Annotated in this window: 22 protein-coding genes; 11 read left to right on the forward strand and 11 right to left on the reverse strand. The window is 50.8% G+C overall.

Annotation, left to right across the window (positions count from 1 at the left end; all coding sequences use genetic code 11):
- Positions 1-21 precede the first annotated feature (21 nt).
- Positions 22-564: a tetratricopeptide repeat protein gene (locus L855_RS18595; protein WP_159790457.1), complete on the forward strand. Its 543-nt coding sequence runs from the start codon at positions 22-24 to the stop codon at positions 562-564.
- A gap of 69 nt (positions 565-633) precedes the next feature.
- On the opposite strand, the gene L855_RS18600 is transcribed toward L855_RS18595, so the two are convergent.
- The 5 genes from L855_RS18600 to L855_RS18620 form a co-directional block, all read right to left on the reverse strand.
- Positions 634-1,500, reverse strand: a complete 867-nt coding sequence (locus L855_RS18600; RefSeq protein WP_159790458.1) for a glycosyltransferase family protein — start codon at positions 1,498-1,500, stop codon at positions 634-636.
- A 39-nt stretch (positions 1,501-1,539) separates the two neighbouring features.
- Positions 1,540-2,703 (reverse strand): glycosyltransferase, encoded by a 1,164-nt coding sequence (locus tag L855_RS18605; protein WP_159790459.1) that lies wholly within the window; start codon positions 2,701-2,703, stop codon positions 1,540-1,542.
- A 193-nt stretch (positions 2,704-2,896) separates the two neighbouring features.
- Entirely contained in the window at positions 2,897-3,898 is a 1,002-nt protein-coding gene (locus tag L855_RS18610; RefSeq protein WP_219729951.1) for a glycosyltransferase family protein, read from the reverse strand.
- Positions 3,899-4,017: 119 nt separating this feature from the next.
- Positions 4,018-4,875 carry a sulfotransferase gene (locus L855_RS18615; RefSeq protein WP_159790460.1) on the reverse strand — a complete coding sequence of 286 codons (858 nt, stop codon included), beginning with the start codon at positions 4,873-4,875 and terminating at the stop codon, positions 4,018-4,020.
- A gap of 32 nt (positions 4,876-4,907) precedes the next feature.
- Positions 4,908-7,250, reverse strand: a complete 2,343-nt coding sequence (locus L855_RS18620) for a VPS10 domain-containing protein (RefSeq protein WP_159790461.1) — start codon at positions 7,248-7,250, stop codon at positions 4,908-4,910.
- Between the two features lie 297 nt (positions 7,251-7,547).
- Between L855_RS18620 and L855_RS18625 the strand changes: the two genes are divergently transcribed.
- Complete coding sequence (locus tag L855_RS18625) at positions 7,548-7,940, forward strand: DUF4346 domain-containing protein (RefSeq protein WP_159790462.1); 393 nt, start codon at positions 7,548-7,550, stop codon at positions 7,938-7,940.
- Between the two features lie 59 nt (positions 7,941-7,999).
- Here the strand turns inward: L855_RS18625 and L855_RS18630 are convergent, their stop codons facing one another.
- Positions 8,000-8,194, reverse strand: coding sequence for a hypothetical protein (locus L855_RS18630; protein ID WP_159790463.1), 195 nt, complete (start codon positions 8,192-8,194; stop codon positions 8,000-8,002).
- Positions 8,195-8,342: 148 nt separating this feature from the next.
- Here L855_RS18630 and L855_RS18635 point away from each other — a divergent pair, with 148 nt between their 5' ends.
- Positions 8,343-9,458 carry a tRNA (guanine-N1)-methyltransferase gene (locus L855_RS18635; RefSeq protein ID WP_159790464.1) on the forward strand — a complete coding sequence of 372 codons (1,116 nt, stop codon included), beginning with the start codon at positions 8,343-8,345 and terminating at the stop codon, positions 9,456-9,458.
- 111 nt (positions 9,459-9,569) lie between these two features.
- Here the strand turns inward: L855_RS18635 and L855_RS18640 are convergent, their stop codons facing one another.
- Positions 9,570-9,968, reverse strand: a complete 399-nt coding sequence (locus L855_RS18640) for a DUF4278 domain-containing protein (RefSeq protein WP_159790465.1) — start codon at positions 9,966-9,968, stop codon at positions 9,570-9,572.
- A 269-nt stretch (positions 9,969-10,237) separates the two neighbouring features.
- Between L855_RS18640 and L855_RS21230 the strand changes: the two genes are divergently transcribed.
- Entirely contained in the window at positions 10,238-11,059 is an 822-nt protein-coding gene (locus L855_RS21230; RefSeq protein ID WP_192925046.1) for a glycoside hydrolase family 24 protein, read from the forward strand.
- Here the strand turns inward: L855_RS21230 and pyk are convergent.
- Complete coding sequence (pyk, locus tag L855_RS18650; RefSeq protein WP_159790466.1) at positions 11,056-12,852, reverse strand: pyruvate kinase; 1,797 nt, start codon at positions 12,850-12,852, stop codon at positions 11,056-11,058. The two genes, L855_RS21230 and pyk, sit on opposite strands and share 4 nt — an antisense overlap.
- 184 nt (positions 12,853-13,036) lie before the next feature.
- Complete coding sequence (locus tag L855_RS18655) at positions 13,037-14,266, reverse strand: urease accessory protein UreH domain-containing protein (protein ID WP_159790467.1); 1,230 nt, start codon at positions 14,264-14,266, stop codon at positions 13,037-13,039.
- Between the two features lie 244 nt (positions 14,267-14,510).
- Here L855_RS18655 and L855_RS18660 point away from each other — a divergent pair, with 244 nt between their 5' ends.
- The 7 genes from L855_RS18660 to L855_RS18690 all read left to right on the forward strand — a co-directional run bounded on the left by L855_RS18660 (position 14,511) and on the right by L855_RS18690 (position 21,196).
- Positions 14,511-15,101, forward strand: coding sequence for a hypothetical protein (locus L855_RS18660; protein ID WP_159790468.1), 591 nt, complete (start codon positions 14,511-14,513; stop codon positions 15,099-15,101).
- 272 nt (positions 15,102-15,373) lie between these two features.
- Complete coding sequence (locus L855_RS18665) at positions 15,374-16,693, forward strand: ABC transporter substrate-binding protein (RefSeq protein WP_159790469.1); 1,320 nt, start codon at positions 15,374-15,376, stop codon at positions 16,691-16,693.
- An 80-nt stretch (positions 16,694-16,773) separates the two neighbouring features.
- The gene (locus L855_RS18670; protein ID WP_159790470.1) at positions 16,774-17,682 is read left to right on the forward strand and encodes a carbohydrate ABC transporter permease; all 909 of its coding nucleotides are present in this window, start codon (positions 16,774-16,776) and stop codon (positions 17,680-17,682) included.
- A gap of 113 nt (positions 17,683-17,795) precedes the next feature.
- Positions 17,796-18,659 carry a carbohydrate ABC transporter permease gene (locus L855_RS18675; protein ID WP_159790471.1) on the forward strand — a complete coding sequence of 288 codons (864 nt, stop codon included), beginning with the start codon at positions 17,796-17,798 and terminating at the stop codon, positions 18,657-18,659.
- A complete protein-coding gene (gene folK / locus L855_RS18680; RefSeq protein ID WP_159790472.1) occupies positions 18,656-19,132 on the forward strand; it encodes a 2-amino-4-hydroxy-6-hydroxymethyldihydropteridine diphosphokinase in 477 nt (158 codons plus the stop codon). The genes L855_RS18675 and folK overlap by 4 nt, the downstream gene beginning before the upstream one ends.
- Before the next feature lie 27 nt (positions 19,133-19,159).
- Positions 19,160-19,705 (forward strand): NUDIX hydrolase, encoded by a 546-nt coding sequence (locus L855_RS18685; protein ID WP_159790473.1) that lies wholly within the window; start codon positions 19,160-19,162, stop codon positions 19,703-19,705.
- Between the two features lie 54 nt (positions 19,706-19,759).
- Complete coding sequence (locus tag L855_RS18690) at positions 19,760-21,196, forward strand: FAD-binding domain-containing protein (protein ID WP_159791190.1); 1,437 nt, start codon at positions 19,760-19,762, stop codon at positions 21,194-21,196.
- Here the strand turns inward: L855_RS18690 and L855_RS18695 are convergent.
- Together L855_RS18695 and clpB are read right to left on the reverse strand one after the other, a co-directional pair.
- Complete coding sequence (locus tag L855_RS18695) at positions 21,193-21,402, reverse strand: type II toxin-antitoxin system HicB family antitoxin (protein WP_159790474.1); 210 nt, start codon at positions 21,400-21,402, stop codon at positions 21,193-21,195. The genes L855_RS18690 and L855_RS18695 overlap by 4 nt on opposite strands.
- Positions 21,403-21,502: 100 nt before the next feature.
- Positions 21,503-24,121 (reverse strand): ATP-dependent chaperone ClpB, encoded by a 2,619-nt coding sequence (clpB, locus tag L855_RS18700; RefSeq protein WP_159790475.1) that lies wholly within the window; start codon positions 24,119-24,121, stop codon positions 21,503-21,505.
- Between the last annotated feature and the right edge of the window lie 34 nt (positions 24,122-24,155).

Raw genomic sequence — 24,155 nt, forward strand, 5'->3', positions numbered from 1 at the left:
TAAGTCCCTTTTTTCTGTTTTATGGATAGTAATCTCGCTCTGTTTTATCTAGCCACATTAGTCGGTTTATTAGCCATTGCCGCTTGGTTTGTCATTCGTCAAACCCTACGAACTCGGCGCATGGAAAAAACCCTCGCCACCCTCCAAAGCCGAGTTCGCAGCAAAGATGCCACCGCCAAAGATTTTTATGAACTCGGGGGGGTTCTCCTTGACAAAAAGCTATACTCCCAAGCGGTCATCAACCTACAAAAAGCCCTCAAAGCCAAAGACTTAAAAGAAGACGAAAACAAAGCCTTGGTGTATAACGCTCTCGGCTTTGCCTACGCCGCCCAAGAGCAATATGACCTCGCTATTCGTCAATATAAAGAAGCCCTAAAACTCACCCCCGACTACACCACCGCCTGGAGTAATCTCGGCTTCTCCTACGAAAAGAAAGGACTCGACGCCGCCGCATTAGAAGCCTATCAAGAAGTCCTACAACGAGAATCCGACAACGCCGTTGCCAAAAAGCGCAGTGAATCCCTGCAAAAGCGCCTCCCTGTCACCTCTAAAAGTAATAGTTAATCAGACATTCGTAGGGGCGAACGGCATCTCAACTATCGCTCAGTGAACACCGTTCGCCCTCCGCTCATGTTATGAGCCATTAACCAACTCAACAACCTGTTGATAAAACTGCTGATTCTGCTCCCGACATTCCGCTAAACTGTCAGGATACTGTGGACAATCTTCAAGATAATCCTGCCAATTCTCAGTCGGGCATTGAAACCATTTTTTAGAAAATTTTTGGTATAGCGTCTTACCGAAAACAGATATCTTATAGTGTTTTGGTCGCCAACGCTCTATAGGATACAAGCCGGGACGATGCTTTAAGCCATAAAACTTACTACTAAAGGGAAACGCCAGCACCCTGCGCCCCAACAAAGCCCCCCAATAGGCCCCATGAAACGAACTGGTCAAAATTGTCTCACCCGACCCTAAAAAATCCAGAACAGCGCGGAAATCAACCTGTTTATTCGTGAATGTCGGTAATCCCTGGATATTAAGACGAAACTTTTTATGAGAAAAGACCACAATCTCATGTTTTGGAGAACGGGGACGGTCAAATTCCGGGTGCAGACAACTGGCGCAGGGAACCCAAGGTAACCCCACATCATAATCCCGGATTCCCACTAAATCTACCCCATCGAGATAGGGGGCATAATCAAAGTGTCGCCAGGATGTAGAAGCGTTGTCATAGAATTGCTGTCCCACTCCCCAAAGAATCACCCGTCCCGAGGGGTTCCGTTGTCGCAACTGTTGCAGATTCTTCAGGAAGCGTGGAAACAACAGGCCACCACCGCCGATGATGACATCAGACGCCTCTAGAGAGGGGTCTAATAACTCATCGATATCCCTCAGTTGAGTCTGGCGGCCGGGAATATCAAAATAACTTAGGGGAGAGGAGACGAAGTCACCAATATTCACCGAATGCCGAACATGATAGTTAATGATATCAGCCATCTCGTCTCCCGCTGCTGAGTATAGGTTGAGTCATCTCCCCTAATCTGACTCCTGAAAGTAGTCCGCCACTGCCATCTGAATTTCGCTGATAAACTGTTCAACGGAAAAGAGATCTTGCTGTTTTTTCAGGGAATCTAGCAAACTCTTTTGTTTCTCTGTATTTTCTAGAACGGCGATAATCTTCTCCACCGCATCCGGTTGCCGATGAAAGAGGAGGTCTTGATGGTGGTCGCCGACAATTTCCACCTGTCCCCCTTTATTGCGGACAAAGGGAATCATCCCGGCCTTGACCATCTCCGCCACCGAAATGCCAAAGGGTTCAGGTTTTTGATGCAGTCCGTAGCGGCAACGGGCTAAAATTTTCAGATAGTCTTTATAGGGTAAATCTTGATAGACTTGAATCCAGTCCGAGTTCTCAGCTGCAATCTTCTTGATACGCCGTTCATAGGACTGTTGGTAGGCACCGCCTCCCCCACCCGTAATATGCAGCTTAACATCAAAGCCGCGATCGCGTACCTTTTGCAGAATTTCAATCACCTGATGAGGCTGTTTTGGCTTCACAATACGACCACTACAGAGGAATGAATTTTCCTTCTGTTCCCAGGAAATCGCATCAATCTCCGTCACAACCGGGGGATAAACAACCCGTGACTCAATCCCATAAGCATCCTTGATATTGTCGGCCGTGTACTTTGAGTTAGCGAGAGTTATATTGTCTTGAAGATTCTCCAAAGAAAAATCGGAGATTTTCATAACAATGTTTCCCCAGGTGTTCATCTTCTTGGGGTTGGGTTCCACCACATGCACCCAGTGTAGATATTGAAGCCCCCGCCGTCCCATGTCAATTCCATTATAGGTTGACAAGACCAGGTCATAGTCTCGGTTTAACTCCTTAAACGCTCGCACTGACCAGTGAATTAACCCTGAACGAACTTTGCTATTATTCGCAATTAAAGGTTTAACAAAGTCACGATTGAGTGCAGATGGCAGTAAAGGTTTTACCGTTATAGTTTGTTGAGATAAATGAGTATTATAAAGAATATCAAGGCGTTCTAAATCAATAGAATGTAGGGTAAACAGCGTTACGTCATAGTGCGGAGCCAAGGCTTCTAAAATCCAAAGGCTTACCGCTTCTGCCCCTCCTCCCATGAAATAAGGTTGCCAAACGGCAATGGTTTTGGATGTTGGTGGGGATTGATTCATCGTGTAACCAGAATCATGAAGGAGGACAGGGCAAGACACCAAAGGCAGCCGACCGTAACCCGGTTTATGCGTCCTTTGGTGTCTATAGTAAAGACTTACCAGGCTTTGATTGCACTTGACTGGAGAGACTTAGCGACTCCCAGCCAGCAAATTATAGCCTGATTGTCAATCGATGACAAGACTCCATCTCAGCTTAGAGCCAGCATTCGAGTTGGAGATCATAATACCCCACTTGCTCTTGAGGAGCTTCCCCTCGCTCAATGTGATCGATAATCTTCGGTAGATTTTCGACAAATTTTGGACCATGCTTAAGAGGATGTAACGTCCAGGCATCTGGATGAGCGAGGGTGGCTCGGACGCAATTCATTTTTTCCAATTGACGGGACATAATAATTTCCCAAGATTCTAACTTGCCACGGCCCGTCCAAGTGTTAACACTGGTAAGAACCCGAGAGGGTAAGTTAGACAACCATTTCCGCTTAAAGCACCGCCATGAAACGGGCATGGGACACAACCGTTCAAGCTTGCTGCGTTTGAGTAAAAAGGCCCGGAGACTAAAGAACGTAAATTTGTAGAACCCTTCTGGATCATACTCATAGGATTGAGTTTGATTAACCAATGCTTCACTGGGCATGGGAAATCCGGCGAAAGGACGAACAAACATCACGTCATCACGGCGATTGAGTAAATCAATTCCCAATTGAATCCAGTTGAATCCTGGTTCTTGATGAAGCAGCATATCACTGTCTAGGTGAAGAACATAGTCTCCAGGGACTTTGTCAATGGAGAACATATAGCCAAGCATCGGAGAACCCTTATAATTATGGGTGGGGCGAATCTCTGAACAACCAAAATATTTTTGATAGGTTTGGCGGCGATAACTCTCAGAGTAATCTATCTCAAGAATTTCATCCATGACCCCATCATCAACCAGCTTTTGACAGCAGGCTCTCAAGTCTTCCAGGCTTCCTAACCCTGGACGATTCACCTTCTCTTGGGATAGGGGGGCTGTGTCCATGACCAAGACCCGTTTAAAAAAGGGAAAGTTACAACTGCGGACAAGGTGAGGAATGGTCTGCATCATAAAGGGAATATCTGTGCGAGCCACGGTAATTGATAAGGAACAGGTTTCCGTTTGTGTGGCGCGAGATTGGGAGGGAGCCTGATGAATTAGAGTAGATTGAGCGTGATTCATGGTTAAATTTTTAGTAGAACTGTACATTGAGGTTTGCCCAGGTGAATCCATGGGCAATGTCCTAGGATTCACCTGGGACAGGTTTAGCTGGTTTTGATGATTTGGATTTGTAGGCTGAGTCATGATGATAAAATGCTAGGAGAACAAAATTTTTGCAAGCGCTGGTAAGTGTCTTGGTAGATGGCATTTGCTTCGGCTTCTATATCGTTAGATAAAGAATGGTTAGGGGTTTTTGAGTGCCGAACAATTTTGCCAGTTTTGATTTTTTCATTAGAATCTCCAACCCATCTTTTTCCTGTAGTTTTTAGTAGCTTGTACTGTTCCGAAAACTCTGCCTTGGTTCCCAAAAACTTCTGAAAGCAGCTCAATACAGGTTGTGTCTGATTTAACAGTTGCTCATAGGTGACCCATAGTGTTTTTTCTCTGTCGTTGACAAATTCTGCATAGTCTCCCAGCTTGATTAAGCGATTTTTATAGTAGCCAAATCGCTCCTGATCCGGAAGGTATGGTTTCAATTTTTGCAGGCTTGCTAAACTTCCAACAGGCTCACGAATCAGGAAGATTATTGACACTTGGGGATGAATTAGAAGAGACTCATCGACGAGCAGCTTGTTGTGAAGAATCTTATCTAAGACATATTGATGTGTCATCCTCAAATGTTGTAAGTCGCTCAGCCTTTTGAATTCATTACATCGCCAATAGACTCTCGCCATGAGCTGCTTGAAATCTTCGGCGGATTCGTAGGTGATATGAGTTTCACCATAGCCAAGAATGCCAGGATTGTGATTTAAGATATGGGTTAGCAGCGATGACCCCGATCGCATGTGTCCTAGGATAAGAAGAACCCGTAAGGGTTGCGATCGCCCCCAAATCTGGTAAGGACTCTCATGCCGATAAATGCGCTGATGAAAGTAATTTTGAATGGCTTGATTTTTATGGTGACGAACTTGTTCTCGTAAGGTTTTGGGTGACATCATAGTGCTCCTTAAGGTTTTACCTACGACTGTGGTTACTGAAACAAAATGATTAGGGAACTACTAAATACCACCAGGGTTCCCAGCACCGGAATGACTCGACGGGGTATCGGTAACTTCCGACGACGGGTGAACCAACTGAGAATTCCATAACTAATGAGACCGAGAACGGCAGCTAAACCAAAGCGGAGAACACGACCGCGATAGATATAGACATACATTTGAGTCTGTTCCATCGCGGTGGGGGCCGCTCGTGCGAGGCTGGGAACTCGCAGCGTTTCCCAGGTCATTCCCTGATCCCGGGAGCGATAGAGGGTGGTTGTGGTATCCCCCATGGCGTAGAGGGTGTTGTCCTGGCCGTAGTTGGGGGAAAACTGGATGGCCATCCCACCCGAGGCCATCCGATTCAGCTTCGAGAACAAAAGCTGGTTATCGCCAATTTGACTAAAACGTTGACCGCCATCGGTACTACGCCAGAGTCCTTGACCCCGAATCGTCGCCACCAGAGTGCGATCGCCCCCAAACTCCGGAGAGACGGCGATCGCCTCGATATAGCTATCGGCAAAGTCAGCTAACCCCGGCAGCCGTTCCCAGGATGCACCAGCATCGGAAGACCAAAAGGCCCCGGCATCCGTCCCCACAAAAATGGTTTGGTCTTCCTCATAATTGGGAGACATGGCAATTTGTAGATTACGGCGTGTCTCCCAAGCGGCATCTAGGGTTAGCCGTTCCCAGGTTTCAGCGCGATCGCTCGATTGATAGACCCCTCCGGGGCCGGTTGCTAACAAGATGCCATCAGACTCGACGTTAGGAGAAGCCACAAGGGAGTGACCGTAATTCCCTCCGGTAACTCCCAGATCAGCCACTTCCTGAAAATGCTTCCCCCCATCCTCAGATCGGAAAAATTTACCCCGCTGTCCAGTGACATAGATCGTTTGATCCTCAGCAAAGTTGGGAGAAATAAGGAATGTGACTCCCCGCATTTCCGAAGGGAGAGAGACAATCTCCCAGGATTCTCCCCTATCCGTCGATCGCAACACTTTCGTCCAAAGAACGGAAGCAAAGAGGGTGTCATCGTTGGCGTAATTCGGAGAAAAGGCGATCTGAAAATAACGGCGGGGATCCTGATACTGCTCCTCAAAGTTGCTGGTAAACCAGGGCAGATGTAAGCCACGACTGGGACGAGTCCAAGTCTGGCCGCCGTCATCGCTCAAATACATACCATTGACATAGGTTCCAATGGCTAGGCTTTGGTCCTGAGCGTAGTTGGGAGAGAGATCAAAGGTGGTAACAAGACTCGCGGAGAGGGTTTCTAGATTTTGCCACTGTTGACCACCATCCTCAGAGCGATAGAGACCATTAAACCCCCCTAGGACAATAGACCCCTGAGCCAACGCTGTCGGGGAGGTATCGAGATCATAGAAGTGAGGTTCTTCGAGTTGATCGGCTTGCTCGTCTTTGTCCAATCCCCCTCGGGCCGCCGTCCAAGTTTCTCCACCATCTGCGGAACGAAAAAATCCGGCATCCCACGTCGACAGAAGTAACTGGGGTATGTTGTTCTCATCGTTCACTGCCAGCAGGGCCGTGATATGGGGGTCAGGGATATCCGAATCCAGGGCCGTGAACTGGTTTCCGCCGTCGTTGCTCCACCAAAGTCCAGCGGCTTCTGTTCCCAGCCAAAGCTGATTGTCATTGCCGAAATTGGGAGAGGGAGCGATCGCCGTAATCGGGCCAGTCCCATTCAGTTGGTTCAGACGAACCCAGGTCACTCCCCCATCATCAGAACGATGGACTTCCCCCTCATGGGTTCCCACAAAGACAGTATCTGGGCGATCGCCACTGAAGGCCAGGGCCGTGATTTGCCGGTTGTCCATCCAGACGGATTGCCAGGCTTCTCCTCCGTTCTCACTGCGGTAGAGACCCCCATCCTGGCCCGCCACCAGAACCTGGTTAGCATCATTGGGGGAGATGGCGATCGCCCCTAAGTCAAGACTTCTTAAACCATTGGTTCGCTGAGTCCAGGAGCGGCCTGCATCCGTCGATTGATAGACACCCTTCCCTCGGGTACTTAGATATAAAACATCTCGGCTCAGAGCCGATAGGGTTAAATCAAAAATTTCATCATAGTCCAGTCCCTGAACAAGCCGTTGCCAGGAGTCACCGGAATTTGTCGATTTATATAAGTTGTTGCGGACGACAATGAAGAGTGTTTCATCGTCATCGAAGCTCGGAGACATGGCCACACGAGTCACCACATCATGGGGGACATGGGCCCAAGCCGCTTGAGGTACGCCAATCAGACCACTAAGTAGGATAATTAGGATCAGGATTAGCCTGACAAACCCGCCGTAACGGGGATAGGGATGAAACCGATTCACAATCACAAAGCCTCCTCAAATTGAGGAACACGTAAACGTCTTTTCTGAAGAGAACACGCAAGGTTTACGTTGGCTTATTGGCAACTAGGGCAAGTTTGGCCCGATAGTTAGCATTCCAGAACGGGCCGGAGGGATAGTCCCAACCCAAACGACGGCCATCTTGGCATAGAAAAACTGAGTTTGGGGCAATGTTGAATTTCTTAAGACTTTTTTAAGATTCAGGTCAGAACTTCCCTTGCACCCATGATAAATATGGGCTAGATTGGTGAGTTCAGCAGATGCAACTCAGAGTAAGCCATGATTTCCAAAACCTCTCGTCGCGACGAACTCGCCGCCTTTGACGATCAACTGTCCAAACGCTTTATTCAGCTTGACCCAGCCGGCTATTTTTTAATCTATCTCGATCGCGAGGCAGGACTCATTTGTGCCGAGCATTATAGTAATGACATTAATGATAAGGGCCTCGCCGTTGACCCTGAAACCGGCGAACCGATCCCCTGTGACGGGGGAGCAAAACGGCGACCGACGGCCATCTATCGCGGTAAGACTGCCAAAGACCTGGGCATCAAGATTACGGAAGAGGCGGATCCCCCCCCATTGACCTACTTGGATCATGCCCTCTATCTAGGCCGAGAGTTTGTCAAAGCTGAGGCGGCACTCCTCTCAGGACAGGAGTATATCCAAGATTAGGGCTTAAGGAAAGAACTCTCAGGTTTTAGCCTCCCCCAAACTCGGAAGACTGCCAGGCCCTAAAACCGCTCTTCAAGGTCGCCCGATTCCCGATGGCCGAGACTTAGACCACTCTCCTCCATGGGAGACGAGTTTGGGGTATCGAGCCAGTTTTCCAAGCCAGTCTTGAGATCACTGACATTGTCGGCGCAAAGCTGGGAAATCAAGTCTTTGATTTCATCAGGATTGAGGTTTGAGCTGAATTGAGAGGTCATTGAATCTTGAGCGGTTTCAATGGGGCTATCGAAGCGGAATCATTGGGGAGAGTTCAGGGAATCCTCCGAAACTTGGCTCGACTATACCATATTGGCTTGGAGGGTCAAGATCTGGCCGCCAACCGTTAACCATTGAGGACAATCTGTTGTGGGTGAAGCGAACGTAACTCAGCAGGAGGGAGCGGCTTCCTTTGAGGTGGGGCCAGGCTTTTATCGCCGTACCAGTCAGGTGGGGCGAGATTTGGCGATTCTGGCCGCTCAGTTGGAGAAGGGCGATCGCGGCCAGTTGCGGGTGTTAGATAGTATGGCCGGCTGTGGGGTGCGATCGCTGCGCTATTGGCTCGAAGGCGGCGCAGACTGGGTGCTAGCGAATGAAGGGAATCCCGAGATGAATAGGATTTTACGGAAGAATCTACATCCCCTGTTGGCAGCCAAGGCCGCAGAGATCTCTCACCGGGATGCCAACCGGGTCTTTTTCCAATGTTACGATCGCCGCGACTATTACGACCTGGTGGATGTGGATAGTTTTGGGGCACCGGTTCCCTTTCTCAGCACCAGTCTCTGGGCCGTCCGCTTGGGAGGGTTAGTCTATCTCACCAGTACCGACGGACGCAGCGCCACGGGCCATGAACGGCAGCAAAGTTTACGAATTTATGGCGCTTACGGGCGATCGCATCCCAGTAGCCATGAACAGGGATTACGATTACTCATTGGCGCCACCCAACAGCAAGCCGCCAGCAAAGGACTGGGCGTAGAACCCCTATTTTCCCTCTACGCTCATTCCGTCTATCGGGTCATGCTGCGACTGGTGAAGGGACAACGGCTGACGGAAGCCAACTATGGGTTTTTAACCTATTGTCATCACTGTGGCGAATATGAAACCCTATCTTGGCGTCACCTGGGACGGATTCACCCCTGTCTGCGAGATGGGGCAGTGCGGGTAGTCAGTGGTCCTCTGTGGCTGGGGCCCCTCCACGATCGCCAGTATCTCCAACGCATGAGCCATCTAGCCCAAGAGCGCCGATGGGACAAACGAGTTAAGCTGTTGCAGACCATGGCCGAGGAGTCAGACTTACCCCCCTACTTCTATGGCCTGGGAGAGATTAGCCGACGGAATCAGCAAGACACCCTCCCCCGAGAGGTCTTACTGGAACGGTTGAGGGCCCAGGGCTACCGTAGTAGTGGCAGCCATATTGACCCTCAAGCGGTGAAAACGGAGGCCGATTTAGCCACCTGCGTCACCATCGCCGCTCAGCCCCGATAATTCAGCCAAAAAAGGGCCGTTTCCCACTCAGGTGTACCCTAAGCCAGAAACAGCCCCACGCTCCCAAAATTGTCTCAACGGTTCAGTCCTGATGGTCAGTTCCAAACCGAGTTAACGGCTACATACCAGATCTTGGCTTTCCCGTTCCAACAGTTGTAAAAGCTTTTCATCACCGCGATCGCGAGCAATGGCAATCCGAGCTGACAGGCGCTTACAGAGGTTGGCCTGATGGATCTGATTGACTTGAGAAAACTCGCCAGCCGTCATGGGAATCGAAGACCCCAATGGCCGCAAAACACCCCGTTCTCGGGGTTCCGCGCCACCATTGACGGTGCTGCGATAGGGAACTCCTCGATAGCTGAGATCGGCGATCGGTTGTACTAGAGTCATGTGGCGAGGATAGCGTAGGGGATAGGACTGACCTCGATAGGTCGCCATAATCTCGCTTTCCGTCATTTCTAGGGATGGAGGGGTGTAGTCGTAAGGAACACCGCGATAAGAGAGTTTCATGAATCAGAAATTCCTAAACGTTCGTGACAACAAAGAAAAAAAATGATGCGGTCGAGACTTCGCTGCCGAAATCTGAACTGAACACCTGCTTGAATCGAATTTATATTCTGTATCGATTTTAACACTTTTTTTAGAAACATGTCAAAGAATGCAGACATAAAACGTTGCAATCTAACCCCTCGCCAAAGGTGATCCCCACCCCTGATCCCGGTTGAGGGTATGCTAGAACCACAGTTTTAGACGTCAACCTTGCGACCCGAAAGGCGTGTATGATGCCTGATCCCCGACCTCAGCCCCCCAACCTACCCCCCTATACGGACCCGATCCCTCCAGAGAAACAGGAGCACCCAACCTCCCCACGACTGGTTAGACTGCGGCAATTGCGACAACGGCAAAAACAGCGAGTGCAGCTGTTGATGGTGCTTCTCGCCTTTGGTCTCTTGTTCGGAGTGATGGCCTTACCTATCAGCGTTGAGAGTCCCCGTGAGCGAGTTGAACGCCATCGCAATCGCCTCAGCGACTATTTCACCTCAGAACCCGAACGAACCCGTCACCGAGACAACCCCTTCATCGACACCTACCTCGACCACATTACTCCAGAAGTGCGGGCCCTCCTCGACACCATCGCCTTTGCCGAAGGAACCCATGACGACCTGGGGTATCAGACCCTATTTACCTTTGCCACCTTCAACGGCTATAGGGATCACCCCCGTCGTCTTCGCTGCGCCTCTCATCGGGGCCGTCGTCTCTGTTCCGACGCGGCCGGCCGCTATCAAATCATTAGCAGTACCTTTGACAGTGTCGCCAACCGCTTAAACCTAGATGACTTTTCCCCCAAATCCCAAGACTTAGCGGCAGTGGAGTTAATTCGCCTGCGGGGGGGACTCCGTAAAATTGAAGCCGGAGACTTTGACGGCGCCATCCGGGCCATCCGACGAGAATGGGCCAGTCTGCCTGGTGCTGGCTATGGGCAACCCCAAGCCGGTCGTGATGAGTTAAAGCAGGTCTATGAACAACGGCTTCAGCATTATCAAGGGTTAGACCCAGTTCAAGAGAGGGGCCCCGCCGTCCACGAAGACCATCGCCCCTAGTGATTGAGCAAATCCTCCTTTTGAACTGTACTCGGGGCGCCAGAATAGACCACACCGCGCTGGATATCCAAGGTCAGAATGGCCCCCTCCCGAATTAACTTGGTGGCATTCTTAACCCCTAAGATTGCCGGTTTTCCTAACTGAGAACAGATAATGGCGGCGTGACTGGTGAGACTTTCTTCCTCCGTCACCACCCCTGAGGACTGCTTAATCATCTCAATGAAACTCGCATCCGTATAGGTCGTCACCAAAATCTCCCCGGGATTGAAGTTCCCCACCATCGAAGCCGTGGGAGCCACTCGTGCCGGACCGCTGACGGTGGCAGACGCACTACCAACCCCAGTTCCTTGGCCCAACACGGAGGTTACCACGCCCACTTTAACTAAGTCTGTGGAACCGGAGACTCCCTGAAGGGTTCCGGCGGTCATCACCACCAAATCTCCTTCGTCTACCAGGTTGTTTTCCAAGGCCACACTAATGGCCGCGTCAAAGGTTTGTGAGGTGGAGGGCAAACTCAAAATCAAGAGGGTTTTCACGCCCCACACCAGTTGTAACTGACGGGCAACATTAACATGGGGGGTAACGGCCAAAATGGGGGCGTGGGGCCGGAACTTGGAGACATTGCGGGCCGTTGAACCGCTTTTGGTCAAGGTCATCACCGCCGAGGCTTCGAGTTGGGCGGCAATTTGTCCCACGGCTTGACTAATAGCGTTGGGAATCGATCGCCCGGTATCATCCACACCGCCCACATTCTGGACAATGCGATCGGCTTCAATGCGGGTGGCAATCTGGGCCATCATAGCCACGGCTTTAACGGGAAACTCGCCCACAGCGGTTTCGTTAGACAACATCACCGCATCGGTTCCATCAAGGATGGCATTGGCCACGTCGGAAATTTCTGCCCGAGTGGGACGGGGACTTGAGACCATGCTATCGAGCATTTGGGTGGCGGTAATGACGGGAATCCCCAGGCGATTGGCGGTGACAATCAAACGTTTTTGCAAGATGGGCACTTCTTCGGCCGGGAGTTCCACCCCAAGGTCTCCCCGGGCCACCATCACCCCGTCACTGAGGGAAAGGATTTCCTCCATCTGTTCGATCGCCTCATGTTTCTCAATTTTGACGATGACGGGTACAGATTTCCCGGCACTGGCGATGAGTTCTTTGATTTCTAGGACATCCTGGGGGTTGCGTACAAAGCTCAGGGCCACCCAGTCCACCCCCCGATCTAAGCCAAACATGAGGTCTTTGCGGTCTTTATCGGTCAAGGCCTTCACCGAAAGACAGACGCCGGGAAAGTTAACTCCCTTATTGTTAGAGAGTTTGCCGCCAACAATGGTTCGACAGTAGAGTTCTCCGGCGGCGGGATCGACTTTTTCCACGAGCATTTCCACTCGTCCATCGTCGAGGAGAATGGTTGCCCCGGCGGGGACTTCTCGCGCTAGGGGTTCGTAGGTGATGGAGGACATTTTCTGGTTGCCCTCCATGATATGACTGGTGAGGATGAAGGGGTCACCGTCTTTGAGAACGATAGACCCTGTCTCGAAACGCCCTAAGCGAATTTTTGGCCCCTGTAAGTCTTGCAGGATGCCGACGGGTTGATTGAGTTCAAAGGAGGTTTGACGAATGAGACGGATGCTACGTTGATGATCGTCATGGGTTCCATGGGAAAAGTTGAGTCGTAGGGTGGTCGCCCCTGCCAAAATGAGGTCTCGCAGCACGTCGGGTTGACTGGTGGCGGGTCCAATGGTGGCGACAATTTTGGTGCGGCGCAGGGGGGGACGTGGTTGCATGAACTCTCACTCTCAACAAATGTGGTGCTGACGGGTCGGCGTTGGAGGGTTAGTCGCCGAGTCAATGGACGATGTAAATGAACTGTGCAAATGGACTGTTAATCATAGCCTGTCAGGGGCTAATCAGCATAGTTTCTCATGATCTCGGTGCGAATTGATCGACCGCGGCTGCTAACGATCGCCCTTAGGAGTTGGGATCACCCGAGACTGGGGATTGCCTGGTGAGAGCTTTTTTGCCAATTCCTCCTCGCAGGGCGAAGACCGTTAGGCTCAACAGGAGCAGCAGGAGCGATCGCAGCCAGTTGTCCCAGGTGGGGGAGAGGGTGCCGAGATAATGAGATCCGAGGGTGAGGCCATGGAGGGTGGCCAAGACTAGGGCAGGACGAGTCAGACCATGCAGCCGCCGCCAGTGGGGGCCGAGAAAGCGTTGGGCGCGATCGCTGCTGCTGAGGGCGGCGGGGGTCATGAGAAGGAAGGCGCTAATTCCGGCCCACAGGGCCCAACGCTGTCGCGGAACCATGAAGGCGATCGCCCCTGGGTTCCAATCTAGGCTATGGTCGAGCATATGCCCAAGATGGGCTAACACCAACACATAAGCCCCCACGCCAATGGCGCGACGATAGCGTAGGGGACTCGGCCAAAGGGGACGCAGGGGACGGGCGGCCAGGGCTAACATCAGTAACAGTAATGCCCCATGACCGGTCAAATCCACCATAGCATCGGTTCGCAGCAGGGTGAGAATGCCAATGCTTAAGGTCACCCAACCCCCCAGGCGAAATAATTGACTGCGACGATTGGCACTCAGGCGTGACACGGACAGGCCCACGCCTACCATCATGGGGGCGGTTCCTAAGCCAAAGGCGGCCATGGCTAACCCCCCCAAGAGGGGATCGCCGGTTTCGGCGGCTTTGAGTTGGGCGGCGTAGAGAAAGCCACAGGGAATCAGTCCCCAACAAATCCCGAGTAATAAGGGAACGGCACCATGTTTTTGGAAGGAGAGATGGTTCATCATCCGGCTGAGGCGATCGTGCAGGGCCCCTTTTAGAGGATGCAACAGCGGCAGGTTGGGAAGACTCTCGGGGTTAATTTGTCGTAAACCGAGAAAAATTAACAGGAGTCCGGTGAAGATGACGATCGCCTGGCGAATCCAACTCCCGACTCCGGCCAGTTGTCCCCCGGCGACGAGGGTGGAACTGACGGTTCCCAGAAGAACGCCGACGCTGGCATAACTGAGGATTCGCCCTAGGTTTAGCAACAGATGAAAGCGCCAGGGAACTCCGTTGTGCTGTTGTCCTAGGGAAAAGGCCACGGTCAACGGGCCGCACATGCCGACGCAGTGGCCAAAGCTACCTAAAAAGCCAAGCAGGGTCAGGGGCAAGAGTTCCAGGAGATGGGTGGAGGTGAGATGGGGCATGGGTCGAAGTTTGACGGCGCGTCTTTTGGCGTTTGGCTGAGTCTTTGTGATAATGACCTTGCCATCTTCCATTTAGCCTGAATCGTTTAAGTGGTATCAATACTAGCAGGTTTTGAGGGATTTTAAAATGTGGGGCAAGGTCAATTAAACCCTCGAATTTTTTGTAATTAAGTGGGGATAATTTATGTTGTAGATTCCCTGAACAAAGATGGTATTCAAAAACAAAAAATAGACTCAATTTAGGATGACCACCACCCTTAGAAAAAGCAACCAGTTTGAAATCGCTCACATTGTCAAAACGGATGGCGATGTGGGAGCGATGTTTCACTTAGAACCGAATCATAATCCCCGTTCTGGGGAAACCGCTCAAGTCTGGTTTGCCCTGACCACCTCAGGAGGACGCTTAATTCCCCTAGAGGATTGTGACTGTCGCTTAGAGGTCTTCACCCAGGGCGATCACAGCGAGGCGATCGCCACTCCCGAGTTAACCGCGATTTCCGCAGAAAACTATCAGAATATTCCTGGAGCCGATGTGGTTTTTCCTGAGGCAGGAATCTACGAGTTGGTCTTACAGGGAACGCCTCAAAATGAGGGAAATTTTCGTGAATTTAGCCTCACCTATGATGTCACGGTGCGTCCTGGAACCCGAACCTCAGAACTTCCTTCAGAAACTCACTCAGAAAGCCCCTCAGAACCCTACTTAGAAACCCAAGCTCAGGAGCCGAGCCTAGAGATTGAACCGAATGGAATGTTTGGCGTTAGCATCTGGGAAGGCATGATTGTGGGACTGCTGATTCTTTTAGCTAGCGGTTGGTGGTGGATGCGATCGCGCTAGATGGACTCCTGAATGTTGCTTCGTCCCATGACCCCAACTTCAAGGAAAAGAAAGACCAAAAAATCATAGCCGAGGCGTAAAACGTAAAAAAACTTAACAGCGTAACCCCGCTAGCAACCTTGAAATTTGCCCGAAGCGATCGCACTATCGGTAGTGGGGAGCCGGACTGAGATAGCTCGGCTAGGTTGTATCACTAGAAAATAGTATAAAGAAGGATAACCGGTGGGTTGGTCTGATGTCCCACAATCGCTATCCTCCGATAACACCGAGTAATGATGATATTGAAATCAATTTGGCGTTCGTTCAGACATTCATGGCATAGCCTCTGGCAAAAACGAGTCTTCTACGGGGCGATCGCCCTCGTCACCGCTGTCCTCGTCTTTGGGATTCATCGGATTGTCCTCAGTCAACAGCCTGTTACAGTAAGTGTTCTCATACAGGCCTTAGAACGGGCCCAATGGGAACCCATCGTTGAGCGGTTCGAGGAAGAAAACCCCGATATTCGGCTGGAGATTATCGAGGGTCCTAACGCAACCAATTTAGTCGAGGACCTCTATACATCTGCCTTTCTCCTGGGCGATTCCATTTACGATCTCGTCTACATGGATATCGTCTGGACTCCCAAGTTCGCCGCTGCGGGTTGGCTTGATCCCCTTGATGACCGAGTCAGCGAGGAAGAACTGAGTGAGTTCCTAGACGGGGATGTAGAAGGGGGACGCTTCAACGGCGAACTCTATCGGATGCCCTTCCGGTCTGATGCCGGGATGCTGTACTACCGAACCGACTTACTCGAAGAAAACGGCTTTGACCCTCCCGAGACGACGGAGGAGTTACTTGAGATTGCCCGAAGTCTACAAGAACAGGGGGCCGTGGAATGGGGCTATGTTTGGCAAGGACGACAGTATGAAGGGCTTGCGGCTGTGTTTGTCGAAATCCTGGAAGGCCATGGTGGCTTCTGGGTGAATCCGGAGACGGAAGAGGTGGGTCTCGATGATCCCGAGGCCATCGCCGCCTTAGAGTTCCTAACTCAAACCATTGATGACGGAATTTCCCCTCGGGGTGTCACCACCTATCAGGAAGAAGAGGCGCGACGCTTCTTCCAAAATGGTCGAACTGTCTTTATGCGTAACTGGCCCTATGTCTGGCCACTTGCCAATGAGGACAACTCGGCTGTACAGGGAAAAATTGCCATTCAACCCATGGTTCACGCAGCCGGTTTCAGTCCGGGGGCCTGTCAAGGCGGTTGGGGATTGGCCTTGGCTAAGGATAGTTCCCATAAGGAAGAAGCCTGGCGGGTGATTGAATTTATGACCAGTGAATCGGCGCAGAAAGAGTTTGTCCTGGATACCGGCTATGTCCCCAGTCGGCGATCGCTCTTCAATGACCCGGAGATTGTGGAGAAATACAGCCATTATCCGGATCTGTTGGAGGTGCAAGAACAGTCCGTGTTACGACCTCCCATTGCTCAATACGCCCAAGCTTCAGATATTCTGCAACGGAACATCAGTTCTGCCCTAACGGGTCGTTTGAGTCCCCAACAGGCGATGGAACGAGCCGCTGCGGAAACTCGCCGTCTCTTAGGTCGCGGTTAGAAACATCGTCAGTGGGAGGCTGTTCCAAGGTCTGAATCTAGTTTCGTGCAATCTCGTTTGTCCTTTATTGTTTTAACTCTATGGCACAAAGCAATATGCGTAAACGCCAGCAACTCACCGGATGGGTGCTAGTTTTGCCGGCCCTATTAGTGCTGTTGTTGGTCTATGCCTACCCGATTGGGCGAGCCTTTTGGTTGAGTCTGTTTACACAAAACTTGGGTACACAACTCGAAGCCGTCCCCACTGGCTTGACTAACTATGGGAGGATTTGGGGGGATGGCGCCTTCTGGAACAGCCTTTGGAATACAACGGTGTTTACCGTCATTGCCTTGGTATTAGAGTTAGTCCTGGGGATGGCGATCGCCCTGGTTCTCAATCGTAGTTTCCGGGGACGGGGGTTGGTGCGTACCATTGCGATTCTGCCCTGGGCCCTCCCCACGGCCATTATGGCCTTGGCCTGGACTTGGATTTTTAATGACCAATATGGGGTCGTCAATGATATTTTGATGCGCCTAGGATTGATTGACAGTGGAATTAACTGGCTTGGGGACCCCACCTTAGCGATGATATCGGTGATTACGGCAGATGTCTGGAAAACCACGTCTTTTGTGAGTATTCTATTGCTGGCAGGATTACAGTCAATTCCCCAAGATTTATATGAGGCCCACGCCATTGAAGGGGCGACCCCTTGGCAGAGTTTCCGACAGATTACGCTCCCTCTGTTGATGCCGCAAATTCTGATTGCGGCCCTATTCCGGTTTGCCCAGTCCTTCGGGATTTTCGACTTGATTCAGGTGATGACGGAAGGCGGCCCGGGTGGTTCAACTCAGATGGTGGCACTTTATATTTATGACAATGTTCGCCGCTATTTAGACTTTGGCTATGGTGCGGCGTTGGTGGTGATCACCTTCTTAATTCTGATTGCCGTGGTGGCGATCGCGTTCTATGTCTTAGAACGAGTCCGAAAATCCGCCGGAGCTGAGATTTAAAGAGGGCGACCACAAGGGTACGCCCCTACGTTATTCCCCTCCTAGGAGGGGTTAGGGGTGGGTTCTCCCTATTGCCTATTGCCTTCTTCCCCCCTGTTCCCTTCTTGTTAACCATGACTACAACAAAACCCCAATCCCAAGGATTTGACTGGAGTAAACTGGTGTTACCAATTTCAGTCTTACTCGTTCTTGCCTTTAGCCTCGGTCCAATAATTTGGCAATTTTTGACCTCCATTAAGACTAATGATGCGATCGTCTCGATTCCCAACGTCTATATTCCCGCGCCGGATCAACTGACAGCCACTCACTATACGGATCTCTTTGCCCGTCGTCCCTTTCATCGCTATATCTTTAATAGTGCCTTTGTTGCCTTTGTCTCTACCTTGCTCTGTTTAGGGTTAGGGGCCCCAGCCGCATATGCTTTGACGCGCCTGAAACTTCCGGGGGAGCGAATTATTCTGTCATTAGTGCTGATTATTACCTTATTTCCCTATATCCTCCTCTTTTTAGGGCTGCTGGAGTTAGTCCAGTTTTTTGGCTTAGGGAATAATTATTTGGCCTTGATTGTTCCTTATACGGCGATCAACTTGCCGTTGACCATTTTGGTGATGCGGAGCTTTTTTCAACAACTCCCGAAGGACTTGGAAGATTCTGCAAAAGTTGATGGCTATGGAACCGTCGCCATGTTGTGGAAAATTGTCCTTCCCATGACCCTACCAGCGATGGTAACAACAGGAATTTTGGCGTTTATTTTTGCTTGGAATGAGTTTATTTTTGCTCTGACGTTCATCACCCGAGATGTCATGCAAACCATTCCGGTAGCAGCAGCACAACTGGGGGGAGCCTCGATTTTTGAAGTTCCCTATGGAACCACCGCAGCGGCAACAGTATTAGGGACAGCACCGCTGGTAGTGTTGGTGTTGTTCTTCCAACGTAAAATTGTCCAAGGGTTAACCTCAGGAGCGGTGAAAGGGTGAGAGAACCTGTGGCGATCGCCCTTGGGAGTAACTTAGGCGACTCGCGAAAGATTTTAGAGGGAGCGGCGAACTCGTTGCGATCGCTCCTGGAGGGGGTGCAACTGTCCCATTGGTATCTCACCAAACCGGTGGGGCCACCCCAACCGGATTATCTCAATGGTTGTGTCATTGGCACCACCTCCCTAGAGCCTCTGGAACTCCTCCAGAGGCTTTTAGAGATTGAAGCGGCGTTCGGGCGAGTTCGAGGAGAACGTTGGGGAGCCAGAACCCTGGATTTGGATCTGTTACTGTATGGCGATCGCATCCTCGATCATCCTCAGTTACAGATTCCTCATCCCCGCATGGCTGAGCGCGCGTTTGTCCTAGTTCCCCTCGCAGAAATCGCCCCCCATTGGCGAGATCCCCACTCTGGTCATTCGATCGGGCAGCTACAAGAGGCGTTAAACTGTTCTGATGTACACTTAATTTCTTAAGTTACGGTCAAGCTAGAGTTATTTTCTATGTCTTTTGCTCAGGAATCCCCAGAAATCCTTAAAAAGCGTCTGTTCTTTGGGGGTCGTAAATTTAATTTTGAAGTTAATCGCTTGCGTTTGCCCAACGGAGCGGAAGGAGACTGGGAGTGCATCCGTCATCCGGGAGGGGCCCTGGCGGTTCCTGTTACCCCCGAGGGGGAACTGGTTTTGGTCAAACAATATCGTTTTGCGGTGCAGGGGCGAATCTTGGAGTTTCCCGCCGGAACTGTGGAAGTCAACGAAGATCCTGGGGAAACGATTCGTCGGGAAATTGAGGAAGAAACCGGCTATCGAGCCAGTCAATGGCGTAAGTTAGGAGAATTTATCCTCGCTCCGGGTTACTCTGATGAAATCATTTATGCCTATCTAGCTCAAGGCCTGGAGAAGTTGGAACGTCCTCCGGCACAGGATGAGGATGAGGATATTGAAGTGGTTTTAATGCGCCCTGAAGCCCTAGAAGCCGCGATTTTGGCTGGGGAACCTGTGGATTCTAAGTCGATGTCTAGCTTTTTGTTGGCTAAACCCTTTTTATGACGGCTTGCTGGCACGATAACCTGTCTAACATTTGCATAAATCTAATACCCAATGATGACTGACCTGGTTTTATTTTGGCATCGCCGAGACTTACGACTGACGGATAATCTTGGCTTGGCTGAGGCGAGAGAACGTAGTGCAAAACTAATTCCCTTATTTTGTTTCGACCCGACTATTTTGGAACAAGATGATATTGCTCCTGCCCGTATGGCTTATCTCCTGGGGTGTTTAGAGTCCTTAGAGCGGCGTTATCGTCAAGTGGGTGGACGGTTGCTATTTTTGCAGGGAAAGCCGCAGGAAAAAATACCTCAATTGGCGGATGTTTTAGGGGCCAAGGCTGTCTATTGGAATCAGGATGTAGAACCCTATGGACGGGAACGCGATCGCCAGGTTAAGGAACGATTAAACCAGCAGGGGATTGAGGTTTACGAGAGTTGGGATCAATTGCTCCATGCTCCTGGTGACGTATTAACAGGAACCAGTAACAACTGTAAGCCTTATACCGTTTATACTCCCTATTGGAAAAATTGGAGCCGTCAGCCTAAAGGGAAACCCGTGCCGAGTCCAGAGTCCTTAGAGATGCTGACCGAGCGAGAGGAGCAGAAGCTGGAAACTGTGGGGGCGATCGCCCTGCCTAGCTTACAAGAGTTAGGATTTACTTGGGATGCGCCTTTAATCTTAGAACCAGGAGAAGCGGCTGCCAAAGCACAATTAGAGTCCTTTTGTAGTCAGGGAATTTACAGTTACGATGAGCAGCGAAACTACCCCTTTAATGATGGAACCTCTCGTCTGAGTCCGGCGTTGAAATTCGGGGCGATCGGCATTCGTGACGTTTGGGCAGCAACAGAATCTGTGATGGAAAATGCCCGCAGCGATGAGACTCGTGACCATATTTTGACCTGGCAACAAGAGTTAGCCTGGCGGGAGTTTTATCAAACGGTAATGTACTTTTTTCCCGAACTGGCTCAGGGTCCCTATCGAGAACCGTGGGACCGCTTCCCTTGGCAAAATGATGAACAGAAGTTTGCCGCTTGGTGTGAGGGAAAAACAGGATTTCCGATTGTAGATGCCGCGATGCGACAACTCAATCAAACGGGATGGATGCACAATCGTTGTCGCATGATTGTGGCAAGCTTTTTAACCAAAGACTTAATGATAAATTGGCAATGGGGGGAGAAATACTTTATGCAACATCTCATTGATGGGGATTTATCGGCGAATAATGGGGGATGGCAATGGAGTGCATCCAGTGGTATGGATCCTAAACCCTTGCGGATTTTCAACCCGGCCAGTCAAGCCAAGAAATATGATCCCCAAGCGGAGTATATTCGCCATTGGCTACCGGAGACTCGCGCATTGGAGACTAAGGATTTAGTGACGGGGAACATTACGCCTTTAGATTGTGAGGCCTGTGGCTATCCTCGGGCAATTGTTAATCACAATGAGCAACAACGGATATTTAAGGAGATTTATAAAGACTTGAAGAGTTAAACCTTGGGGTCTTCAGGATGTGAGGCAATCAGCAAATGACAATACTCTAAATAATCGTCGATCGCCCCCTGAAAATCCTGTTTCAGCTCTTCATAGCTAGAGCCATGATAGGCAATTACATCTTTAATATCCAAAACATAGCCATGAAACATGCGGCTGTCAGTATCGACCTCAATTTTGCCGGTATAGCCTTTATAGGTCAACATAATTTCGAGATCTCCTTCTAGTTTTGGTCTTTGGACAAATGGCAAAAACCCGGCCTCCTCAAGAAACCGGATCTCTGACTCCCCTGGAGGATAACTCCCCCTACACCGTCGCCAACTCCGCCGGGAGGCGTTTGAAGGCTAGGCGTTCATTTTCCACATCCACAAACACTGTATCGCCTTCGTTGAACTCTCCGCGTAGAATCCCCTTGGCGATTTGGGTTTCGAGTTCCCGCTGAATCGCGCGCTTGAGCGGACGAGCGCCATAGACGGGATCGTAACCCACTTCTGCCAACACATCGATCGCCCCTTCGGAGAGTTTGAGGGCCATTTTCTTGTCCGCCAGCCGTTGTTCCAGGCGCACCACCTGTAACTTGACAATCTCCCGCAACTGGGACTTCTCTAGGGCATGGAAGATAATCGTATCGTCGATGCGGTTGAGGAACTCGGGGCGGAAGTTAGCCCGCAAGGCCTCCAAGACGCGCGATCGCATCTCATCATAATCCGCATCATTCCCAGACACATCCAAGATGAACTGAGAGCCAATGTTACTGGTCATAATAATGATGGAATTTTTGAAATCTACCGTGCGCCCTTGTGCGTCCGTGACTCGTCCATCATCTAACACCTGTAACAGGACATTAAAGACATCTGGATGAGCTTTTTCCACCTCATCAAAGAGAATCACCGCATAGGGACGACGACGCAGGGCTTCCGTTAATTGTCCCCCTTCGTCATAGCCCACATATCCCGGAGGCGCACCAATCAGGCGAGACACAGTGTGTTTCTCCATATATTCGGACATATCAATGCGAACGATCGCATCTTCCGTATCAAACAGATAGGCGGCCAGGGCTTTCCCTAACTCCGTTTTACCCACCCCAGTCGGTCCGAGGAAGAGGAAACTGGCAACGGGACGGTTGGGGTCTGAGAGTCCGGCCCGAGACCGTTGAATCGAGTCAGCGACAGCGGTGACGGCTTCTTCTTGGCCCACCACTCGCCGATGTAACTCCTCTTCGAGATGCAAGAGTTTCTCTTTCTCAGACTCAACCAACTTACTGAGGGGAATCCCCGTCCATTTAGAGATAATCTCGGCAATATCGGCCTCGGTGACTTCCTCCCGCAACAAGGCTTCACCACTGTTTTGGGCATTGGCAAAGCGGGCCTCAGTTTCATCGAGTTTTTTCTGAACCTCGGGATATTTACTATATTTCAGTTCAGCCGCCCGGTTGAGGTCATAATTGCGCTCGGCCTCCTCGATTTCGACGTGCAGGCGATCGAGTTCTTCTTTGAGGCCTTTGCGTTCTTCGAGGAGTTCTTTCTCAGCTTTCCATTGGGCGTTGAGATGAGACTGTTGTTCTTTACAGTCTGCAAGTTCCCTCTCAATCCGTTGCAGTCGCTCTTTAGAGGCGTCGTCGCTTTCCTTTTGCAGGGAGAGTTTCTCCATCTCTAACTGCAAGATGCGGCGATCGATTTCGTCGAGTTCTTCGGGTTTGGAGGTACTCTCCATTTTCAGTTTCGCCGCCGCCTCATCGATGAGGTCGATCGCCTTGTCGGGGAGGAAGCGATCGCTAATATAGCGCGTCGAGAGAGTTGCCGCCGCCACCAGGGCGCTATCAGCAATTTTGACGTTATGGTGGGTTTCGTAGCGGTCTTTCAAACCCCGCAGAATCGAGATACTATCAACGACACTGGGCTGATCTACATAGACCTGCTGGAAACGCCGTTCTAGGGCTGCATCCTTCTCGATATACTTACGGTATTCATCCAGAGTCGTCGCCCCGATGCAGCGCAATTCACCCCGGGCCAACATCGGTTTAAGGAGGTTTCCGGCATCCATGGCCCCCTGAGTGGCCCCAGCACCAACAACGGTGTGGATTTCGTCAATGAACATGACGATTTGCCCGTCGGAGTCGGTCACTTCTTTGAGGACAGCTTTGAGGCGTTCCTCGAATTCACCGCGATATTTAGCCCCGGCGATCAGCGATCCCATGTCGAGGGCGATGAGTTTGCGATCGCGCAGGGATTCAGGGACATCCCCTTTGACGATACGTTGGGCCAGTCCTTCGGCGATGGCCGTTTTCCCAACCCCCGGTTCCCCAATCAAGACTGGGTTATTTTTGGTGCGTCGCGAGAGAATTTGCACTGTGCGGCGAATCTCATCGTCGCGCCCAATCACCGGGTCTAGTTTCCCCGTGCGGGCGGCTTCCGTCAAATCCCGTCCGTATTTCTCTAAGGCGTCGTATTTTCCTTCTGGGTTTTGGTCTGTCACTTTCTGGGTTCCGCGTATTTGTTGGATCGTGTCTTTAAGTTTCTTCTCAGTTAGGTTGAAGCTTTGGAAGGTGGATTTTCCAAATCGCTTATCCTTGAGGTAGGCCAGGACAAGGTGTTCGATGGAGATATACTCATCACCATAGTCTTTACGATAACTGTCGGCATGGTCGAGGAGTTTGTCAAGGCTCTGTCCGAGATAGACAGAACCCCCACTTCCACTGACTTTAGGTTGTTTTTCAATAAATTGTCGGGTGGCGTCGGCGAGGTTAACCACCGAGATCCCGGCCCGTTTAAAGATACTACTGGCGAGTCCTTGTCCTTCGAGTAAGGACTGCATCAGATGTTCGCTTTCAATCTGTTGATGGTTCGCCTGTTTGGCCATATCTGGGGTGCGGGCGATCGCCTCCCAGGCCTTTTCGGTAAATTGGTTAGGATTGGTCGGTTGCATCGGTTCCCTCCAGTCTTGCTCACGCACATCCTTA

This window comes from Sodalinema gerasimenkoae IPPAS B-353 (genome assembly GCF_009846485.1).
Classification (GTDB): Bacteria; Cyanobacteriota; Cyanobacteriia; order Cyanobacteriales; family Geitlerinemataceae; genus Sodalinema; species Sodalinema gerasimenkoae.